Annotated in this window: 14 protein-coding genes; 5 read left to right on the forward strand and 9 right to left on the reverse strand. The window is 66.7% G+C overall.

What is annotated here, in order from left to right:
• Nucleotides 1–16 precede the first annotated feature (16 nt).
• From GPX89_RS21935 to GPX89_RS21945, 3 genes are all read right to left on the reverse strand, one after another.
• A complete protein-coding gene (locus tag GPX89_RS21935) occupies nt 17–1,699 on the reverse strand; it encodes a DUF4185 domain-containing protein (protein WP_157389480.1) in 1,683 nt (560 codons plus the stop codon).
• Between the two features lie 91 nt (nt 1,700–1,790).
• Complete coding sequence (locus GPX89_RS21940; protein ID WP_328602156.1) at nt 1,791–3,113, reverse strand: MFS transporter; 1,323 nt, start codon at nt 3,111–3,113, stop codon at nt 1,791–1,793.
• Nucleotides 3,110–3,577 (reverse strand): NUDIX hydrolase, encoded by a 468-nt coding sequence (locus GPX89_RS21945; RefSeq protein ID WP_157389481.1) that lies wholly within the window; start codon nt 3,575–3,577, stop codon nt 3,110–3,112. The genes GPX89_RS21940 and GPX89_RS21945 overlap by 4 nt, the downstream gene beginning before the upstream one ends.
• Nucleotides 3,578–3,845: 268 nt before the next feature.
• Between GPX89_RS21945 and GPX89_RS21950 the strand changes: the two genes are divergently transcribed.
• Nucleotides 3,846–4,619 (forward strand): pirin family protein, encoded by a 774-nt coding sequence (locus GPX89_RS21950; protein ID WP_328602157.1) that lies wholly within the window; start codon nt 3,846–3,848, stop codon nt 4,617–4,619.
• A gap of 9 nt (nt 4,620–4,628) precedes the next feature.
• A complete protein-coding gene (locus GPX89_RS21955; protein ID WP_157389482.1) occupies nt 4,629–5,129 on the forward strand; it encodes a DUF4190 domain-containing protein in 501 nt (166 codons plus the stop codon).
• A 12-nt stretch (nt 5,130–5,141) separates the two neighbouring features.
• Here GPX89_RS21955 and GPX89_RS21960 read toward each other — a convergent pair whose 3' ends face one another.
• Nucleotides 5,142–5,615, reverse strand: coding sequence for a hypothetical protein (locus tag GPX89_RS21960; protein ID WP_157389483.1), 474 nt, complete (start codon nt 5,613–5,615; stop codon nt 5,142–5,144).
• A gap of 90 nt (nt 5,616–5,705) precedes the next feature.
• Between GPX89_RS21960 and GPX89_RS21965 the strand changes: the two genes are divergently transcribed.
• The 3 genes from GPX89_RS21965 (at nt 5,706) to GPX89_RS21975 (ending at nt 9,116) form a co-directional block, all read left to right on the forward strand.
• Nucleotides 5,706–6,557, forward strand: coding sequence for a Scr1 family TA system antitoxin-like transcriptional regulator (locus tag GPX89_RS21965; protein WP_157389484.1), 852 nt, complete (start codon nt 5,706–5,708; stop codon nt 6,555–6,557).
• A 31-nt stretch (nt 6,558–6,588) separates the two neighbouring features.
• Nucleotides 6,589–6,966, forward strand: coding sequence for a DUF397 domain-containing protein (locus GPX89_RS21970; RefSeq protein ID WP_157389485.1), 378 nt, complete (start codon nt 6,589–6,591; stop codon nt 6,964–6,966).
• Between the two features lie 149 nt (nt 6,967–7,115).
• On the forward strand, nt 7,116–9,116 hold the full coding sequence (locus GPX89_RS21975; RefSeq protein WP_157389486.1) for a M13 family metallopeptidase: 2,001 nt from the start codon (nt 7,116–7,118) through the stop codon (nt 9,114–9,116).
• A gap of 5 nt (nt 9,117–9,121) precedes the next feature.
• Here the strand turns inward: GPX89_RS21975 and GPX89_RS21980 are convergent, their stop codons facing one another.
• From GPX89_RS21980 to GPX89_RS22000, 5 genes are all read right to left on the reverse strand, one after another.
• Nucleotides 9,122–10,315 carry an alginate lyase family protein gene (locus GPX89_RS21980; protein ID WP_157389487.1) on the reverse strand — a complete coding sequence of 398 codons (1,194 nt, stop codon included), beginning with the start codon at nt 10,313–10,315 and terminating at the stop codon, nt 9,122–9,124.
• Nucleotides 10,287–11,366: an ABC transporter ATP-binding protein gene (locus tag GPX89_RS21985; RefSeq protein ID WP_157389488.1), complete on the reverse strand. Its 1,080-nt coding sequence runs from the start codon at nt 11,364–11,366 to the stop codon at nt 10,287–10,289. The genes GPX89_RS21980 and GPX89_RS21985 overlap by 29 nt, the downstream gene beginning before the upstream one ends.
• A gap of 101 nt (nt 11,367–11,467) precedes the next feature.
• Entirely contained in the window at nt 11,468–12,799 is a 1,332-nt protein-coding gene (locus tag GPX89_RS21990) for an ABC transporter substrate-binding protein (RefSeq protein ID WP_328602158.1), read from the reverse strand.
• Between the two features lie 19 nt (nt 12,800–12,818).
• Nucleotides 12,819–13,610, reverse strand: coding sequence for a carbohydrate ABC transporter permease (locus GPX89_RS21995; RefSeq protein ID WP_157389880.1), 792 nt, complete (start codon nt 13,608–13,610; stop codon nt 12,819–12,821).
• Between the two features lie 53 nt (nt 13,611–13,663).
• Nucleotides 13,664–14,593 (reverse strand): carbohydrate ABC transporter permease, encoded by a 930-nt coding sequence (locus GPX89_RS22000; protein WP_328602159.1) that lies wholly within the window; start codon nt 14,591–14,593, stop codon nt 13,664–13,666.
• Nucleotides 14,594–14,728 lie beyond the last annotated feature (135 nt).

Below are 14,728 nucleotides of genomic sequence, written 5' to 3' on the forward strand. Positions count from 1 at the left end.
ATCGAACGACGGTGTGTCACTTCAGCGTCGCGTGCATGAGATACACGTTGTAGCTGTTCCAGGCCGACATGGTGAAGTACAGATCCTTGCCGGTCGACCAGGGATGGATGTACCCGCCGTAAGTGGATGGATAGTCGTCGGTGTCGACCAGCGGGACCGGATCGGTCCAGGTGCCCTGCGGTTCCGCCGCGGTGCGCAGCACGATGGCATGGCGGTCCAGATCCAGATAGATCATCTGCCACTGCCCGGTCGAGGCGTCGTAGCGCACCGACAGTTCCCCGGCCGTCCCGGAAACCACCGGGGTGGCCAGTAGTTCGTCGGGCCCGAGGGCGGGCACCCAGGTGTTGTCGATCCAGTACTGGTAGGCCGACTTGTTGAGCACCTGGTCGCTCGCCACCCGCGCCAGCCCGATGGTCCCGAAGCGGCCGTTGGGCGTGCCGAACATGTAGACGTACCCGTCGTGCGGCGCCATGCCCATGACCTGGAACCGTCCGAGCCCGAAGAGGTTGTCCCAGCGCGCCCACTCGGATTTGGTCCAGGTGTTGCCGCCGTCGTCGGACCAGGCCAGCCCGCCCAGGTTGGTCCACCACATGCCCGGCTTGTGGCGGCTCCAGCGTGCCACCGACATATAGGTGAGGTACTGCCGCCCGCCGAGCGCGAAGCCCGAGGTGGGGATGGTGGTGATCTCGAAGTTGTCGATCTTGCGGCTGCTCAGGATCTCGGCCGCGTGGCAGCGGCTGTTCTGGGCGAAGGTGTCGAGTTTCAGACCCTGCGTCAGATCGCGATTGCTGCTGAAGGCAATGGAATTGCTGCGCCAGTCCTGGTCCCCGGTGCCCGCCGCGGGCGGTTCCCAGCCTTTGCCGAAGGTGTCGCCGAATGCGACCGCGACCTGGCCGGGCTTGGACTCCCACATGATTCCGAGGTCGGTGCCGTCGACCGACCAGCGCATATCGGTCCGGTTGGTGGACCCGTGCCCGGTCACCTGGTTCACCAATTCCAGCGAGTCGAGCTCGCCCGGGGGGACCGGCGCCGCGACCGGTGCGGGGGCCGGGGGCTGCACGGCCGGTGCGGGCTGGGGTTGCGGCTGCGGCGGATCGCCGCCGGGCACCGGAATCGGGACGGTCTCGGGAATCTGATCGAACTGCACTTTGGGCAGTTGCGGCAGCGGCAGCCCGCCCGAACCGCTGTCCGCCTGCGGTGCCGGTGTGGCTTCGGGGGCGGGTGTGTCCTCGGTCGCGGGGGGTGCGGCACCGGTGCCCGGGTCGCCGGAGGAATCGGGTGCGGGTCCCGGCGGGTCGGCCGGATCGCCCTCCGGTGCAGCGATTTCCGGTTTGGGACTCTGGTCGTTGCGCAGGTCCGGGCACGGATTGGCGCACGGGTCCGCGGGCAGCGGCGTGGGATCGATCCGGGTGTTGTCCTGCCGCGGGCCCGGCACGGGGACCTGCGTGATCTGGGGAACCGGGACCTGAATGTGAACGGTGTTATCCGGCGCGGGCGGCGGCGGGGGCGGTGGTTGATTCGGATCGGGCTCGCGGGCCAGCGGATCGAATCTCGTTTCACCGCAGTCGTTCATGGACGGCGGCACCCACGGGGCGAGCGGACCGGCGGTCGCCGGTGCGGCGGGTAGCAGCATGACGGCAAGCACGGCCGCACCCGAGAGTGCCAGGGCGGCAGTCGGTCTGGAGCGTGCCGTACGCATCCCTGCCACCGTAACGGTCCCGGCAGCATCCGGGTAGCGATCTTGGCGTGTCGCCGGAGCGGTGTGATCGAGCCGATACCTCGCGCGGCGGTCAGCGACGCCGCGAGTTGCCCGCGATGGCGAGGATGCCGCACGCGTAGACGGCGGCCGCGGCCATCACCACCGCCGGTGACCGCCCGTCGGCGGGAATGAGCAGGGCCGTGCCCGCCAGCGCCAGCACGAAGGTGATGTTGAAGACGGTGTCCTGCAGGGCGAACACCTGACCGCGATGGGCGTCGTCGATGGTGATCTGCATGGCCGCGTCGCCGGTCAGCTTGATCACCTGGCCCGCCAGTCCGAGCAGGAAGGCGGCTGCCAGCAGCAGCGCTTCGGCCCAGCGCTCGGCGTCCCCGGTGGCCAGGGTGATGGGCGTGACCAGCGTCAGCTGCACCGCGATGGCGGCCGCCAGGCAGGTCACCACCGTGCGCGGCCGGCCCAGCCGGGGTATCAGGATCGGGGCGATCACGGCCGCCGACAGCATGCCCGCCCCGGTCGCGGTGATGGCCGCGCTGAATTTGGCGATGTGCGTCCCGACCGCGGCCTCGCTGCCCCGGCGCAGCACCAGCACCATGAGCAGCGTGTCTGCCCCGAAGACGATGCGGTGCGCGCCGATTCCGAGAAAGGTCGTGGTCACCTCCCGCGAGCGCCAGGCCGCCGTGGCTCCCTCGCGCAAACCTGCCGCGATGGCCCGCACGGTGTTCCGCTCGCCGCCCGCGCCCGGGTCCGGTCCCAGTGCGCGGGGCCGGAATCCGGCCGCCGCCAGCGCGCCCGCCACCGAGCCGACGGCGCTGACCCCCGCGGCGACCGCCGAGGCGAAGTCGCCCGCGCCGATCAGGCCGATGATCGCGAAGGCCAGGCCCGCGCCGACGATCGCGCACCCGGAGGCCACCGTGGCGAGCACCGAGTTCATCGGCACGAGCCAGCGGCTGGACAGCACCCGTGGCAGTGACGCGGCCACCCCCGCCCCCACGAAGCGGCTCACCCCGACCACCGCCAGCGCGCCCACCAGCAGCGGGGTGGCGCGGATTCCGGCCAGCAGACCCACCGCGGTCGCGAGAATGAACACCGCCCGCAGCACCGTGGCGACCAGCAGCACCAGGCGACGATCCCAGCGGTCGAGCAGCGCGCCCGCATAGGGGCCGATGATCGAATACGGCAGCAGCAGCGCCGCGAAGCCGCCCGCGATGGCCAGCGGATCGGTCTCGCGTTCGGGGTTGAACAGGATCGCCCCCGACATGGCGGCCTGGAACATGCCGTCGCCGAACTGCCCGGTCAGCCGGACCGCGGACAGGCGAATGGTGCCGGGGTTCTCGCGCAGTCCGGTCCGGGCCGCCGCGAGCCGGTCGCGTAGTCGGGCCGGGGCGGGCGTGCTCACCTGGCGGGGTGCGTGGTCACCAGCGCGAAGACGGCTGCGCGCATATCGTCGGCCATGGGCAGGTTGTCGACGGTGTCGGAGTCGATCCACTGGTAGCGGTCGTGTTCGGCCGGATCCAGCACGATCTCGCCGCCCTCCGCCTCGACCACGAAGCTGTACTTGCGCACCCGCGACTTGGTGCGGGTGGCGTAGTCGAACCCGCCCAGCACGTCGGTGATCCGCACGACCCGCAGCGCGGTCTCCTCGAACAGTTCGCGGACCACGCAGTCGGCGAAGGACTCACCCGGTTCCACGCCGCCGCCCGGCAGCTCCCACATCCCCTCGTGTGACCCCTCGACACGCCGCACTACCAGCAGCTTTCCGGCCCGGAAGACGGCCACGCCCACCACGAAGTGGACGATCCCCTCGCTCTGGGCCTGCTGACGGAGCTCGCGCTCGATGCCCGCGAGTACTTCGGGTCGCATCCCCCTGCTCCTCCCGTTCCGCTTGCGGCACATCATGATACGGTCGCCGACCGAAACCCGCCGGGGCTGTGGACGCGGCGCCGACCACGGCGGCTCGCGTCGCTGGGCAGTTGCCCGGGCCCGCTGCCCGGGGTGAATGACCTGGTCGGCGGCGGGCGGGACGACCGTGCTCCCACGCTAGACTATTTACCTGGAGTTCAGCGCGAGGCATAGATTGTGCCCCTACCCTGGAACCCGATCGGTGCTCGCCGGTGAGAGGAGTACGGCGGTGTCCACCCTCACGACACCACACATCGATATCCATCGTGGCGGCGACCGCATGAAAACCCGTGTGGCGTGGCTGGATTCGAAGCATTCGTTCTCCTTCGGGGAACACTACGACCCCGACAACACCCATCACGGCCTGCTGCTGGTGAACAATGAGGACATCGTCCTGCCGGGCGAGGGTTTCGAAACCCACCCGCATCGGGACATGGAAATCGTCACCTGGGTCCTGAGCGGCAGCCTGGTCCACCAGGATTCGCTGGGACACAGCGGCGTCATCTATCCCGGCCTGGCTCAGCGGATGAGCGCGGGTACCGGCATTCTGCATTCGGAGAAGAACGATTCCTGGCGCATCAGCGCCGCGCCCGAACATCAGGAGCCGGTGCATTTCGTCCAGATGTGGGTGGTGCCCGACGATTCCGGGCTGACCCCCGGCTACCAGCAGTTGGAGATCGACGACGAGCTGGCCGGCGGCGGCCTGGTCACGGTGGCCTCGGGCCTGCCCCGCTATCGTGATCGCACCGCCATCGCGATCGCCAGCAGCCACTCGGCGCTGCACGTGTCGCGGATGCCCGGCGAGGGCGCGGAAATCCGTCTGCCGGAAGCTCCCTACCTGCATGTCTTCATCGCCCGCGGCGAGGTCGAGATGGAAGGTGCGGGCACCCTGTACGAGGGTGACGCGGTGCGGCTGGCCCGCAGCGGCGGCCAGCGGGTCACCGCGAACATGCCGTCGGAGATTCTGGTGTGGGAGATGCATGCCCGACTCGGCGGGCAATAGCATCGCCTCATGAACCAGTACCCGCCTCCGGGTCAGTACGGACAACCTGACCCCGGTCAGTACCCGTCGGCTCCACCCGGCAATTACCCGCCACCCGGCGGTCAGCAGTACTGGACGGAGTCGCCCAAGGGCAAGGGCATGGCGATCACCGCCATGGTCTTCGGCATCATCGGCCTGATCACCTGCTGGACCGTCTTCGTCGGCATTCTCGCCGGCCTGGTCGGTCTGATCCTGGGTGTCATCGCCATGGTTCGGGCACGCCGCGGCTCGTCGGGTGGCTTCGGCCTGGCGCTCACGGGTGCGATCACGGGTGCGCTCGGCCTGATCATCGCCATTGTGATCGGCGTTTTCGCGTGGGTCGTCTTCAAGGACACCGGCGGCACCGACCTGATCGACTGCGTCCGCAAGGCGGGTAATGATCAGACCAAGGTCCAGCAGTGTCAGGACGAGTACAACAAGCGCGTCGAGGACAAGTTCAGCGTCACGTTGACGCCGCGGCCGACGCGTTGACGCGGGAGGCCCTCACTGCTGGACGGTGCGGCACTCGCGGGTAGCGGAGACCACTTCGGCCAGTTCGGGGCGAAAGTCCCCTTCTGGCGGGCGAATCCACGCGCGGTAGCCGCTGTGCTCGTCGGAGGGCGACGGCAGGACTATCTGGCTACCCGGCAGTGCCACCGCGGCGCAATCCCTGAAAAGGTCCGAGAACAGGGCCGAGTCGAGGTAGGAGTCATCGCAGGGACCGGTCAGGAAGGTCCATCGCCCCGAGCGCGGGTGGGCGATGATCGGTCCGCAGCGACGCTGGGCGTCGAGGTGGTCGCGGACGCGGCGGCCCAGGTCGGAGGGCATGGTCACGGCTCCGACGGCCCCGACCTCCAACATGATTCGGCCCAGCGCCGAGTCCACCACGCCATAGAGGCCGTGTTCCTTGCGGTAGCGTCGGCACCGGGCCAGTGCTTCCTGGGTGTCGGTGTATGAGGACGGGTCCAGCGCGCTCATGGCGAACCTCCTGCTAACGACCCTATGCCGAGGCAATCGGTATGACAATAGTCACACGCCAGCGAGTTCTCCGGGCGTAGCATCCTGGTCATGGCACCCGTCTCGCCCACTGTCGCCCGGTGGGAGCTGGTCCTGCGGCTGCGCGAATTGCGCGAGCAGCGCGGCTTCGACTCGGCGACCTTCGCCAAGCGCGTCGGCTTCACCCCGGCCAACTGGTCGCATGTGGAGAAGGGCCGGCGCGTGCTCACCGCCACCACCATCGGCCCGGTGCTGGAGCTGCTCGAGGTGGAGGGCGAGGAGCGCGAGGAGCTGCTGGAACTGCTCGCGCTGAGCAAGGAGCGCGGCTGGTGGGCCAAGTCCTCGGCGCTCATCGGGCCTGAGCTGCAACGGTATTACGGCATGGAGCTGGGTGCGGAGAGTATCCGCAGCTACGACTCGCTGGTGGTGCCCGGCCTGTTGCAGACCGAGGAATACGCCCGGGCGCTGATCAGCGCCGACGTCATGATCCGGCCGGTGCAGGTGGAACAGCTTGTGGCGGTGCGGTTGCGGCGGCAGCAGCGGCTGCGCGGCGACGACCGGGTGGAACTCACCGCGGTGATCGGCGAAGCGACTCTCCTGCAACAGATCGGCGGCCCGAAAGTATTGCGCGGGCAACTCGAGCATCTGGCAGATCTGCTGGATGAACTGGATTCCATTTCGGTGCGGGTGATTCCGTTCACCGCGACCCGCGGCGCCCTGCTGGGCGGATCGAGTTTCCATCTGCTGGATTTCGCTTCCGAAAATCTGCCCACGTTCACCTGGGTGGAGAGCGCGGTTTTCGGTGGGGCGGTGGAAGATCCGGAGCAGATTCGCGATCTGCGGTTCGCATTTGTGCGCGCGCTCGACCAATCTCTTGGTCGCGCAGAATCTTTGGAGCTCATCCGAAATTATTCGCAAGGGTAGGAGACGCATGCGTAACGGTAAAATGCTGGCCATGCTTACCACCGCGAAGTACCAGCCGGAATCCACCGGCTGGTTCACGTCGTCTCGTACCAATAACGGAAATCAGTGCGTGGAGGTTCGATTCGACGGTGATGCGGTGCTCATCCGCGACAGCAAGTACCGGCGCAATCCGGAACATCGCCTTGACGACGAGCCCATCATCACCGTCACCGCGCCCGAATGGATGACATTCCTGGCCGGGCTGGGCCGCCATATCCACCGCACCGCGCTCATCGCGGAGACCGGTGCGGACGGCCACACCACACTCCGGCACGGAGAGATCACCCTGGTCTACACCCCTGGCGAATGGGACGCCTTCCTCGCCGGGGTCCGGGACGGGGAGTTCGACCGGATTCCCGTGCCCGCCTGACCGCCTTCGTTGCGAACGCAACAACTGGTTTCGGGCCGACCGGGGTAACTCGTCGGGTACGCCCAAAATCGGTTCGGCACACGACCGCCGGCCCGCATGCATGAGGGGCAGCGGCTCTCTGTCCTGCGCCGAAGTCGCGGGGAGGCGGAATGTGCATACTGGGAATCGTGACTTCGCAGCTGACGCCTCCCTCCGGTATCGACCTGTCCTTCCGTGACGCGGACGTGCGGGTGCAGGATGACCTGTTCGCGCACGTCAACGGCAAATGGCTGGAGAACTACGAGATACCGGCCGACCGGGCGGTGGACGGTGCCTTCCGCACGCTCTACGACCAGGCCGAGCTCGATGTGCAGAAGATCATCCAGGACGCCTCGGCCTCCGGGGCCGAACCCGGCAGCGAAGAGCGCAAGATCGGCGATCTCTACAACAGCTTCATGGCCGCCGACGCCATCGAGGCCGCCGGGCTGACCCCGATCGCCGAGGAACTGGCGGCCGTGGCCGCGGTGTCCGATCGCGCCGACTTCGCCGCGCTGCTGGGCCGCCTGCAGCGCACCGGTGTCGGGGGCGCGCTGGCCTTCTATGTCGACACCGACGACAAGAACTCCACCCGGTACCTGGTGCACGCCACCCAGTCCGGCATCGGCCTGCCCGACGAGTCCTACTACCACAAGGACGAGTACGCGGAGATCCGCGAGAAGTACGTCGCCCACATCCGCCGCATGTTCGAGTTGGCGGGCCTCGATTACGACGCCCGGCGCGTCTACGACCTGGAGGCCAAGCTGGCCGCGGGCCACTGGGACGTGGTGCGCCGCCGCGACGCCGAATTGAGCTACAACTTGCTGACTTTCGAGGAGCTGACCGCCGAGAACCCGGAATTCGACTGGACCGCCTGGACTTCCGCGCTGGCCGCGGGCCTGGACCGCTCGGGTCCGGAGCTGTTCGCGGAACTGGTGGTGCGCCAGCCCGATTACGTGCGCGCCTTCGCCCAGGCGTGGGCGTCCGAGTCGCTCGACGACTGGAAGGCGTGGACGGCCTGGCGGGTCGTGAAGGCCCGTGCGCCGTACCTGACCGCGGATCTGGTCGAGGCGAACTTCGACTTCTACGGCCGCACCCTGACCGGCGCGCAGGAGAACCGCGAGCGCTGGAAGCGCGGTGTGTCCCTGGTGCAGGATCTGCTGGGCGAGGCCGTCGGCAAGCTCTATGTGGCCGAGCATTTCCCGCCGGCCGCCAAGGCCCGCATGGTCGAGCTGGTGGAGAACCTACAGGAGGCCTACCGCCGCAATATCTCCGAGCTGGAGTGGATGGGTCCCGACACCCGGCAGGCCGCGCTGGCCAAGCTGGAGAAGTTCACCCCGAAGATCGGCTACCCGGACAAGTGGCGCGACTACTCCGCCGTCACCATCGACCCGGCCGACGTGGTGGGCAACTACCGCAACGGCTATGCCGCCGAACATGATCGCGACCTGAACAAGCTGGGCGGCCCGGTGGATCGCGGCGAGTGGTTCATGACCCCGCAGACCGTGAACGCCTACTACAACCCGGGCATGAACGAGATCGTCTTCCCCGCGGCCATCCTGCAGCCCCCGTTCTTCGACATGAACGCCGACGACGCCGCCAACTACGGCGGTATCGGCGCGGTCATCGGGCACGAGATCGGCCATGGCTTCGATGATCAGGGCTCCAAGTACGATGGCGACGGCAATATGGTCGACTGGTGGACCGAGTCGGACCGCACCGAATTCGGTAAGCGCACCAAGGCTTTGATCGCGCAGTACAACGCCTTCTCCCCCAAGGACCTCTCCGACGACCACAAGGTCAACGGCGAGTTCACCATCGGCGAGAATATCGGCGACCTGGGCGGTCTGTCGATCGCGCTGGAGGCGTACAAGATCGCCATGGCGGGCAAGGACTCCCCCGTCCTCGACGAGCTCACCGGCCTGCAGCGCGTGTTCTTCGGCTGGGCCCAGGTGTGGCGCACCAAGGCTCGCTCCGAGGAGGCCATCCGCCGCCTCGCCGTCGACCCGCACTCGCCGCCGGAGTTCCGCTGCAACGGCGTGGTCCGCAACCTGGACAGCTTCCACGAGGCGTTCCACGTGAAACCCGGCGACGAGCTCTACCTGGATCCCGCTGAGCGCGTGAAGATCTGGTAATTCGGCTAGTTGGGGTTACCGGCGTGGGTCAGGGTCTCCCAGAGGCTGAACATCAGAACGCCCTCGGGGCGGATCTGATCGGTCAGCTGCTGGGTTTCCGGTAGATCCTGACCCATCCGGTTGTGCAGGGCGTTGAGCGCGACCTCGGTGATCGGTCCGAGCTTCTTGTCGAACTTGCCGCCGCAGATGTCTGCCGGGAGTGGTTCGCCCAGTTGATATCTGGCATGGAATTCGAACGCCGCTCGAAGCCGGTCTCCGACCTGGGGATACAGATCCTCATGCTGGATGCGGCTGGTTTCGGCGATGTGCGCGATGGCCGAGAGCCCGTAGCCGGTGTGCTCGAAATCCCGGCAGGTCTCTTGTGCGAGGCCATCGACGAACACGGACTGGTTCTGCCAGTACTTGATGATCGCTTCGGGAGTCCGCAGATTGCTGCGCGCTGAGATCTTCGGCATCGGCCCGTCCGACGACAGGTAGACGTAGGCCGGAACCCGATCGAGGTACATGCCCACGGCCTTGTCGTAGGTGGGCCGGTCCTCGGTGTACACGGCGATGCCGAGGGTGGCCTCGAGCATGGTGAGTTCCCAGTTGCCATTGGACTGGGAGCCATTGATCACCTTGGGCAGGTACACGTTTCGCAGCATGTCGCCGAAGCGTCCGGCGCCCGGCCAGTTGTAGGTGTAGCGGACGATCTCGGCCGCGCGGGTCCAGATGGACGCCGCCCATCCGCTCTGCAGCGGTGCGTTGGAGTTGGTGTGGTCGGTGATCGTGCCCGACCAGGCGTCCATGATCTCGATCGCCTTGTCGGCGTACCGGCCGTCACCGGTGAGGTACCAGGCCAGCGCGTCGGTGTAGGCCGAGACGGCATCCTTGCGCTCGTCGGTACAGCCGTTGTCGGGCTTGGAGTACGAGCCGCAGTCCACCACGGCACGGGGCACGGGCACATGATCCAGTGCCGCATAGGGACTGGCGACCAGCTGGTCGAAAGCGCCCTTCCACGGCTGGTTTCCGGCCGCGACCTGCTGTTTGGCGAAGTCGAGCTGTTCCCGCGAGACCAGCACGCCGGGGTGCGCGAACAGCAGGGGTGCGGCATGGATCGGAGCCGCCGCCGGGGTGCATCCCGGCAGCAGGCTCACGACCGCGGCGGACGCCAGTGCCGCCAGGCCGTGTCTAGCGAAGGCGCTCTTCGGTTTCCGCATCGAAGAAAAACAGTTCATCCTGCTTGGGAGTCAAGTACAAACGGTCGCCGAGCGCGACTCGGAACCGCCGGTCCACGCGCGCGACGACCCGGCCGGAGCGGCTGGACCAGTCATCGGCGACACCGTGCGAATAGAGGAACGACTCCGATCCGAGCTCCTCGAGCAGCTCCACCTCGACCGCGAGCGCATTGCTCGAATCGGTGGTGACCTCCCAGGATTCGGGCCGGATGCCGATGATCACGGTCTTGCCCTGGACACCGTTGGGCAGCGGAATCCGCAGCTCGTTCAGCACGGCCGCGCCCTCGCGCACCGGCGCGGTCAGCAGGTTCATACCGGGCGAGCCGATGAACCCGGCCACGAAGGTATTGACCGGATTGTCGTAAAGCTCACGGGGAGCGGCGATCTGCTGCAGCTTGCCGTCCTTCATCACCGCCACCCGGTGCCCCATGGTCATGGCCTCGACCTGATCGTGGGTCACGTACACGGTGGTGGTGCCGAGCCGCTTCTGCAGCGCCGCGATCTGCGATCGCGTCGAAACCCGCAGCTTGGCATCGAGATTGGACAGCGGCTCGTCCATGCAGAACACCTGCGGACGGCGCACGATGGCGCGGCCCATGGCGACGCGCTGGCGCTGGCCGCCCGAGAGCCGCGCGGGCTTGCGGTCGAGCAGGTCCTCCAGCTCCAGCATGGCCGCCGCCTCCTTGACCCGGACCAGGGTGTCGGCCTTGCTCATTCCCGCATTGCGCAGCGCGAAGCCCATGTTCTCGGCCACGGTCATGTTCGGGTACAGCGCATAGCTCTGGAACACCATGGCGACGTCGCGCGAGCGCGGCGGCAGGCCGGTCACATCGAGCCCGCCGATGCGAATGTGCCCGCCGGTCACCGCCTCGAGACCCGCCAGCATGCGCAGACTGGTGGACTTGCCACAGCCCGAAGGCCCGACCAGCACCAGGAATTCGCCGTCGGCGATATCCACGTTCAGGTCGTCGACCGCGGGGCCGGGCGCACCCGGATAGGTGAGGGACACTCCCTCGAACTGCACAGTCGCCATGCCGGCGGGTCTCCTTGTCCAATTCTCACGCTGCCGGGGACCTACGTGGCTACGCAGGCTTCCGCCTCCGGCCCCTGACGGCAGCGTGAGGGGCTAGTTGCTTACTTGGGCAGCTTCGGCGTGATCTGCCGGTCGATGATGGTCTGCAGCTGGTTGGCGATATCGCCGAAAGCCCCTGCCACATCGCGGTTCTGCAGGCCGATCTGCTCGAGACCGGTGCCGATGATCTGGTCGCCGCCGGGCACGAAGACACGCGCGTAGTTCTGCGGCTTGGTCAGCGGCAGCTGGTCGATCGCGGTCTGGAAGTTCGGGTTCGCCTTCAGGAAGCCCATCATGCTCGGATCCTGCTGCGCCGACTTGCGCACCGGCACGTAGCCGGTCGCCTGCGAGAAGTACGAGGTGTTCTCCGTATTGGTGATGAACTCGATGAACTTGAGCGCGTTCGCCTTGCGGGCGTCGCTGATGCGCGACGGAATCGCCAGGCCCGCACCACCGGTGGTGGAGCCCGCCAGCCCGTTCGGGTGCGGCAGGAATCCGGTGCCGAACTGGGTCTTGCCCGCGGCATTGGTGTTGATGCTCTTCAGGTCACCGGTGGAGCCGATGGCCGAGCCGATGATGCCATTGCCGAAGTCGACGGCGTAGGTGGGCCGGATGCTGGCGTACTTCTTCACATTGATGGAGTCGCGCAGGTAGTTTCCGGCCTTGACGGTAGCCGGATCGTTGAACTTCAGCTTCCACTCGTCGGAGTACGCGCCGCCGAAGGTCCAGATCGGACCCTGGAAGGTCCAGGCCAGGTAGTTCTTGGCGTCACCCCAGCCGTGCGCCCACTTGCCGTCGCCCATCACGCTCTGGATCTTGGGACCCCACTCGTCGAACTCGTCCCAGCTGTTCGGGGTGCGGTCGGGCAGTCCGGCCTTGGCCCAGACGTCCTTGTTGTAGTAGAAGATCTGCGTCGAGCGTGAGTACGGCAGCGCCCAGGTCTTGCCGTTGAACTTGTAGTCGCCGATGAAGGTGTCCACATAGTCGGACACGTTCACATTGGCCGAGGAGAAGTGGCTGTCCAGCGGCTCGATGGTGCCGTTCAGCGCGTAGTTGAACCACCACACGTCGGACAGGATCACCACGTCGGGCAGGTCGCCGCCGGATAGCGCGGCATTGAACTTGGTCGCGACCTCTTCGTAGTTCTTGCCCGCGTCCACGAGATTGACCTTGAGGTCCGGGTACTTCGCCTGGAACCGGTTGATCAGCTCGATTTCATTGTCCTTGGAGGTACCGGGGTGGTTCGACCAGAAGGTGATGGTCTTCGAGTCACCGCCCTGGGTGCCTCCGCCACCGGAACCGGCGCACGCGGTCAGCGCCGCCGCACCGGCGGCCGCGCCCGCGAGACCGAGAAACCCGCGTCGCGACAAGGCGGGAAAACGTGAATCCGACACAGGAATCTCCTTCTGGGACTTAGCCCTTGACCGCACCGGAGGTGAGGCCCTTGATCATTTGACGCTGGAGTGCGAGGAAGACGATGAGGATGGGAAGCATGGTCAGGATGACCCCGGCCATGACCGGTCCCCAGTTGGTGACGCTGGGGTTCTCGGTGTTCTGCAGGAGGGTCAGGCCGACCGGCAGCGTGGCCACGCGCGCGTCGTCGGCCATCAGGAACGGCCAGAGGTATTCGTTCCACTCGTTCACCAGCGTCACCACCGCGAACGCCACCATGGTCGGCCCGGACATGGGCAGCACCACCCGCGTCAGCAGCCGCCACCAGCCCGCGCCGTCCATGCGCGCGGCCTCGATGACCTCACTCGGCAGCGACAGGAAGTGGTTGCGCATGAGGAAGGTTCCGAAGGCGACGCCGCAGAGCGGAATGATGATGCCCTGGAAGGTGTTCCGCCAGCCCAGCTGCGCGATCAGCGCGTAGTTGGAGATGATGGTGATCTGGTTGGGCACCATGAGCGCCGCGATGATCACCAGGAACAAGATGTTCTTGCCCGGAAAACGCAGGAACACCAGGCCGTAGGCGCTGAGCACGCCCAGCACGAACTTCACCGTCGAGACGACGCCCGTGATGATGATCGAGTTCCGCAGGAACTGCCAGAACGGCAGCGTGGTGGTGGCATCGTGATAATTCGACACCAGCCACTTCTCGGGCCAGTAGGTGACCGGCTGGGTGTAGACCTCCGAGTGCGCCATGAACGAGCGCGTGAGGATGTAGTACAGCGGGACGCCGACGATGATCAGCACGCACACCATGGCGGCGTAACCGAACACCTTCGCCCAGAGCTCCCGATTGGTGTTGAGCGCGTTCACTTCTCGTCTCCCCGATCCATCATGCGCACCTGCACCACGGTCACGATCAGCAGCACCAGGAACATGATGGTGGCCACGGCCGCCCCGTATCCGGCGCGCTGGTTGACCCAGGATTCGCGATAGACCTGATAGATCATGGTGGTGGTGCCGGTGCCGATCGGCCCGCCGCGGGTCATCACGTTGATGAGGTCGAAGACCTGCAGCGAATTGAGCAGCACCGTGATCGACAGGAAGTAGGTGGTCGGCCGCAGCTGCGGCAGCAGCACCCGGGTGAAGGTGGTCCAGCGGCTCGCGCCGTCGATTTCGGCCGCCTCCATGAGATCGGTCCGAATCCCTTGCAGCGCCGCCAGATAGATGACGAAGCTGTAGCCCAGGTTCTTCCAGATGTAGGTGACTGTGATCATGAACAGCGCCCAGTGCGGATCCTGCGCGAAGTCGGGCGAGTGAATTCCCAGTCGCTGCAGGATATCCGGGATCAACCCGAAGCCCGGGTCGAAGATGAACTGGAAGCCCACGCCGATGGCCGCACCGGAGATGACGTACGGCGCGAAGATCGCCGACCGGACCACATTGCGGCCGAACAGCTTCCGGTCCAGCAGCATGGCCAGCGCCAGTCCGAGGATCATGCTGCCCAGCACGGCGGCGACCGTGAAGATCACCGTGTTCTGGACGATCTGCCACGAGTCGTCGCGGCCGAACCACTCCGTGTAGTTGCTGAAGCCGACCCAGTTCAGGGTGGTCGCGGAGATATTCCAGTCGGTGAAGGACAACCGGATGTTGTCGATCAGCGGCCGATAGACGAAGACGCCCAGCAGAACCAGGTTGGGCGCGACCAGAATGACGAACAGCGCGTAGTCCTGCCAGGGTCTGCTTCGCCACCCGCGCCCGGGGGGCGTCGGGAGTACTCGTTCGGGCCATGATCGCACCCGCGCAGCCTTACGGCCTTTGGCTAATGACTGGTTAATTCCGGATGGTAACTCGCTTAACTGTCGACTGGCAGGCGCCACCGACTGTTCACCGGTCACACCCTCGGGCGGCGCGGACATGCGCGAATCGTACGG

It is taken from the genome of Nocardia terrae, assembly GCF_009760405.1.
Lineage (GTDB): Bacteria > Actinomycetota > Actinomycetes > Mycobacteriales > Mycobacteriaceae > Nocardia > Nocardia terrae.

What these genes read in the sequence shown, in the direction of transcription:
- GPX89_RS21935 (WP_157389480.1), bottom strand. Translation starts at nt 1,699, where the DNA reads ATGCGTACGGCACGCTCCAGACCGACTGCCGCCCTGGCACTCTCGGGT.
- GPX89_RS21945 (WP_157389481.1), bottom strand. Translation starts at nt 3,577, where the DNA reads ATGCGACCCGAAGTACTCGCGGGCATCGAGCGCGAGCTCCGTCAGCAG.
- GPX89_RS21955 (WP_157389482.1), top strand. Translation starts at nt 4,629, where the DNA reads ATGAACCAGTACCCGCCTCCGGGTCAGTACGGACAACCTGACCCCGGT.
- GPX89_RS21960 (WP_157389483.1), bottom strand. Translation starts at nt 5,615, where the DNA reads ATGAGCGCGCTGGACCCGTCCTCATACACCGACACCCAGGAAGCACTG.
- GPX89_RS21965 (WP_157389484.1), top strand. Translation starts at nt 5,706, where the DNA reads ATGGCACCCGTCTCGCCCACTGTCGCCCGGTGGGAGCTGGTCCTGCGG.
- GPX89_RS21970 (WP_157389485.1), top strand. Translation starts at nt 6,589, where the DNA reads ATGCTTACCACCGCGAAGTACCAGCCGGAATCCACCGGCTGGTTCACG.
- GPX89_RS21975 (WP_157389486.1), top strand. Translation starts at nt 7,116, where the DNA reads ATGTGCATACTGGGAATCGTGACTTCGCAGCTGACGCCTCCCTCCGGT.
- GPX89_RS21980 (WP_157389487.1), bottom strand. Translation starts at nt 10,315, where the DNA reads ATGCGGAAACCGAAGAGCGCCTTCGCTAGACACGGCCTGGCGGCACTG.
- GPX89_RS21985 (WP_157389488.1), bottom strand. Translation starts at nt 11,366, where the DNA reads ATGGCGACTGTGCAGTTCGAGGGAGTGTCCCTCACCTATCCGGGTGCG.
- GPX89_RS21995 (WP_157389880.1), bottom strand. Translation starts at nt 13,610, where the DNA reads ATGGTGTGCGTGCTGATCATCGTCGGCGTCCCGCTGTACTACATCCTC.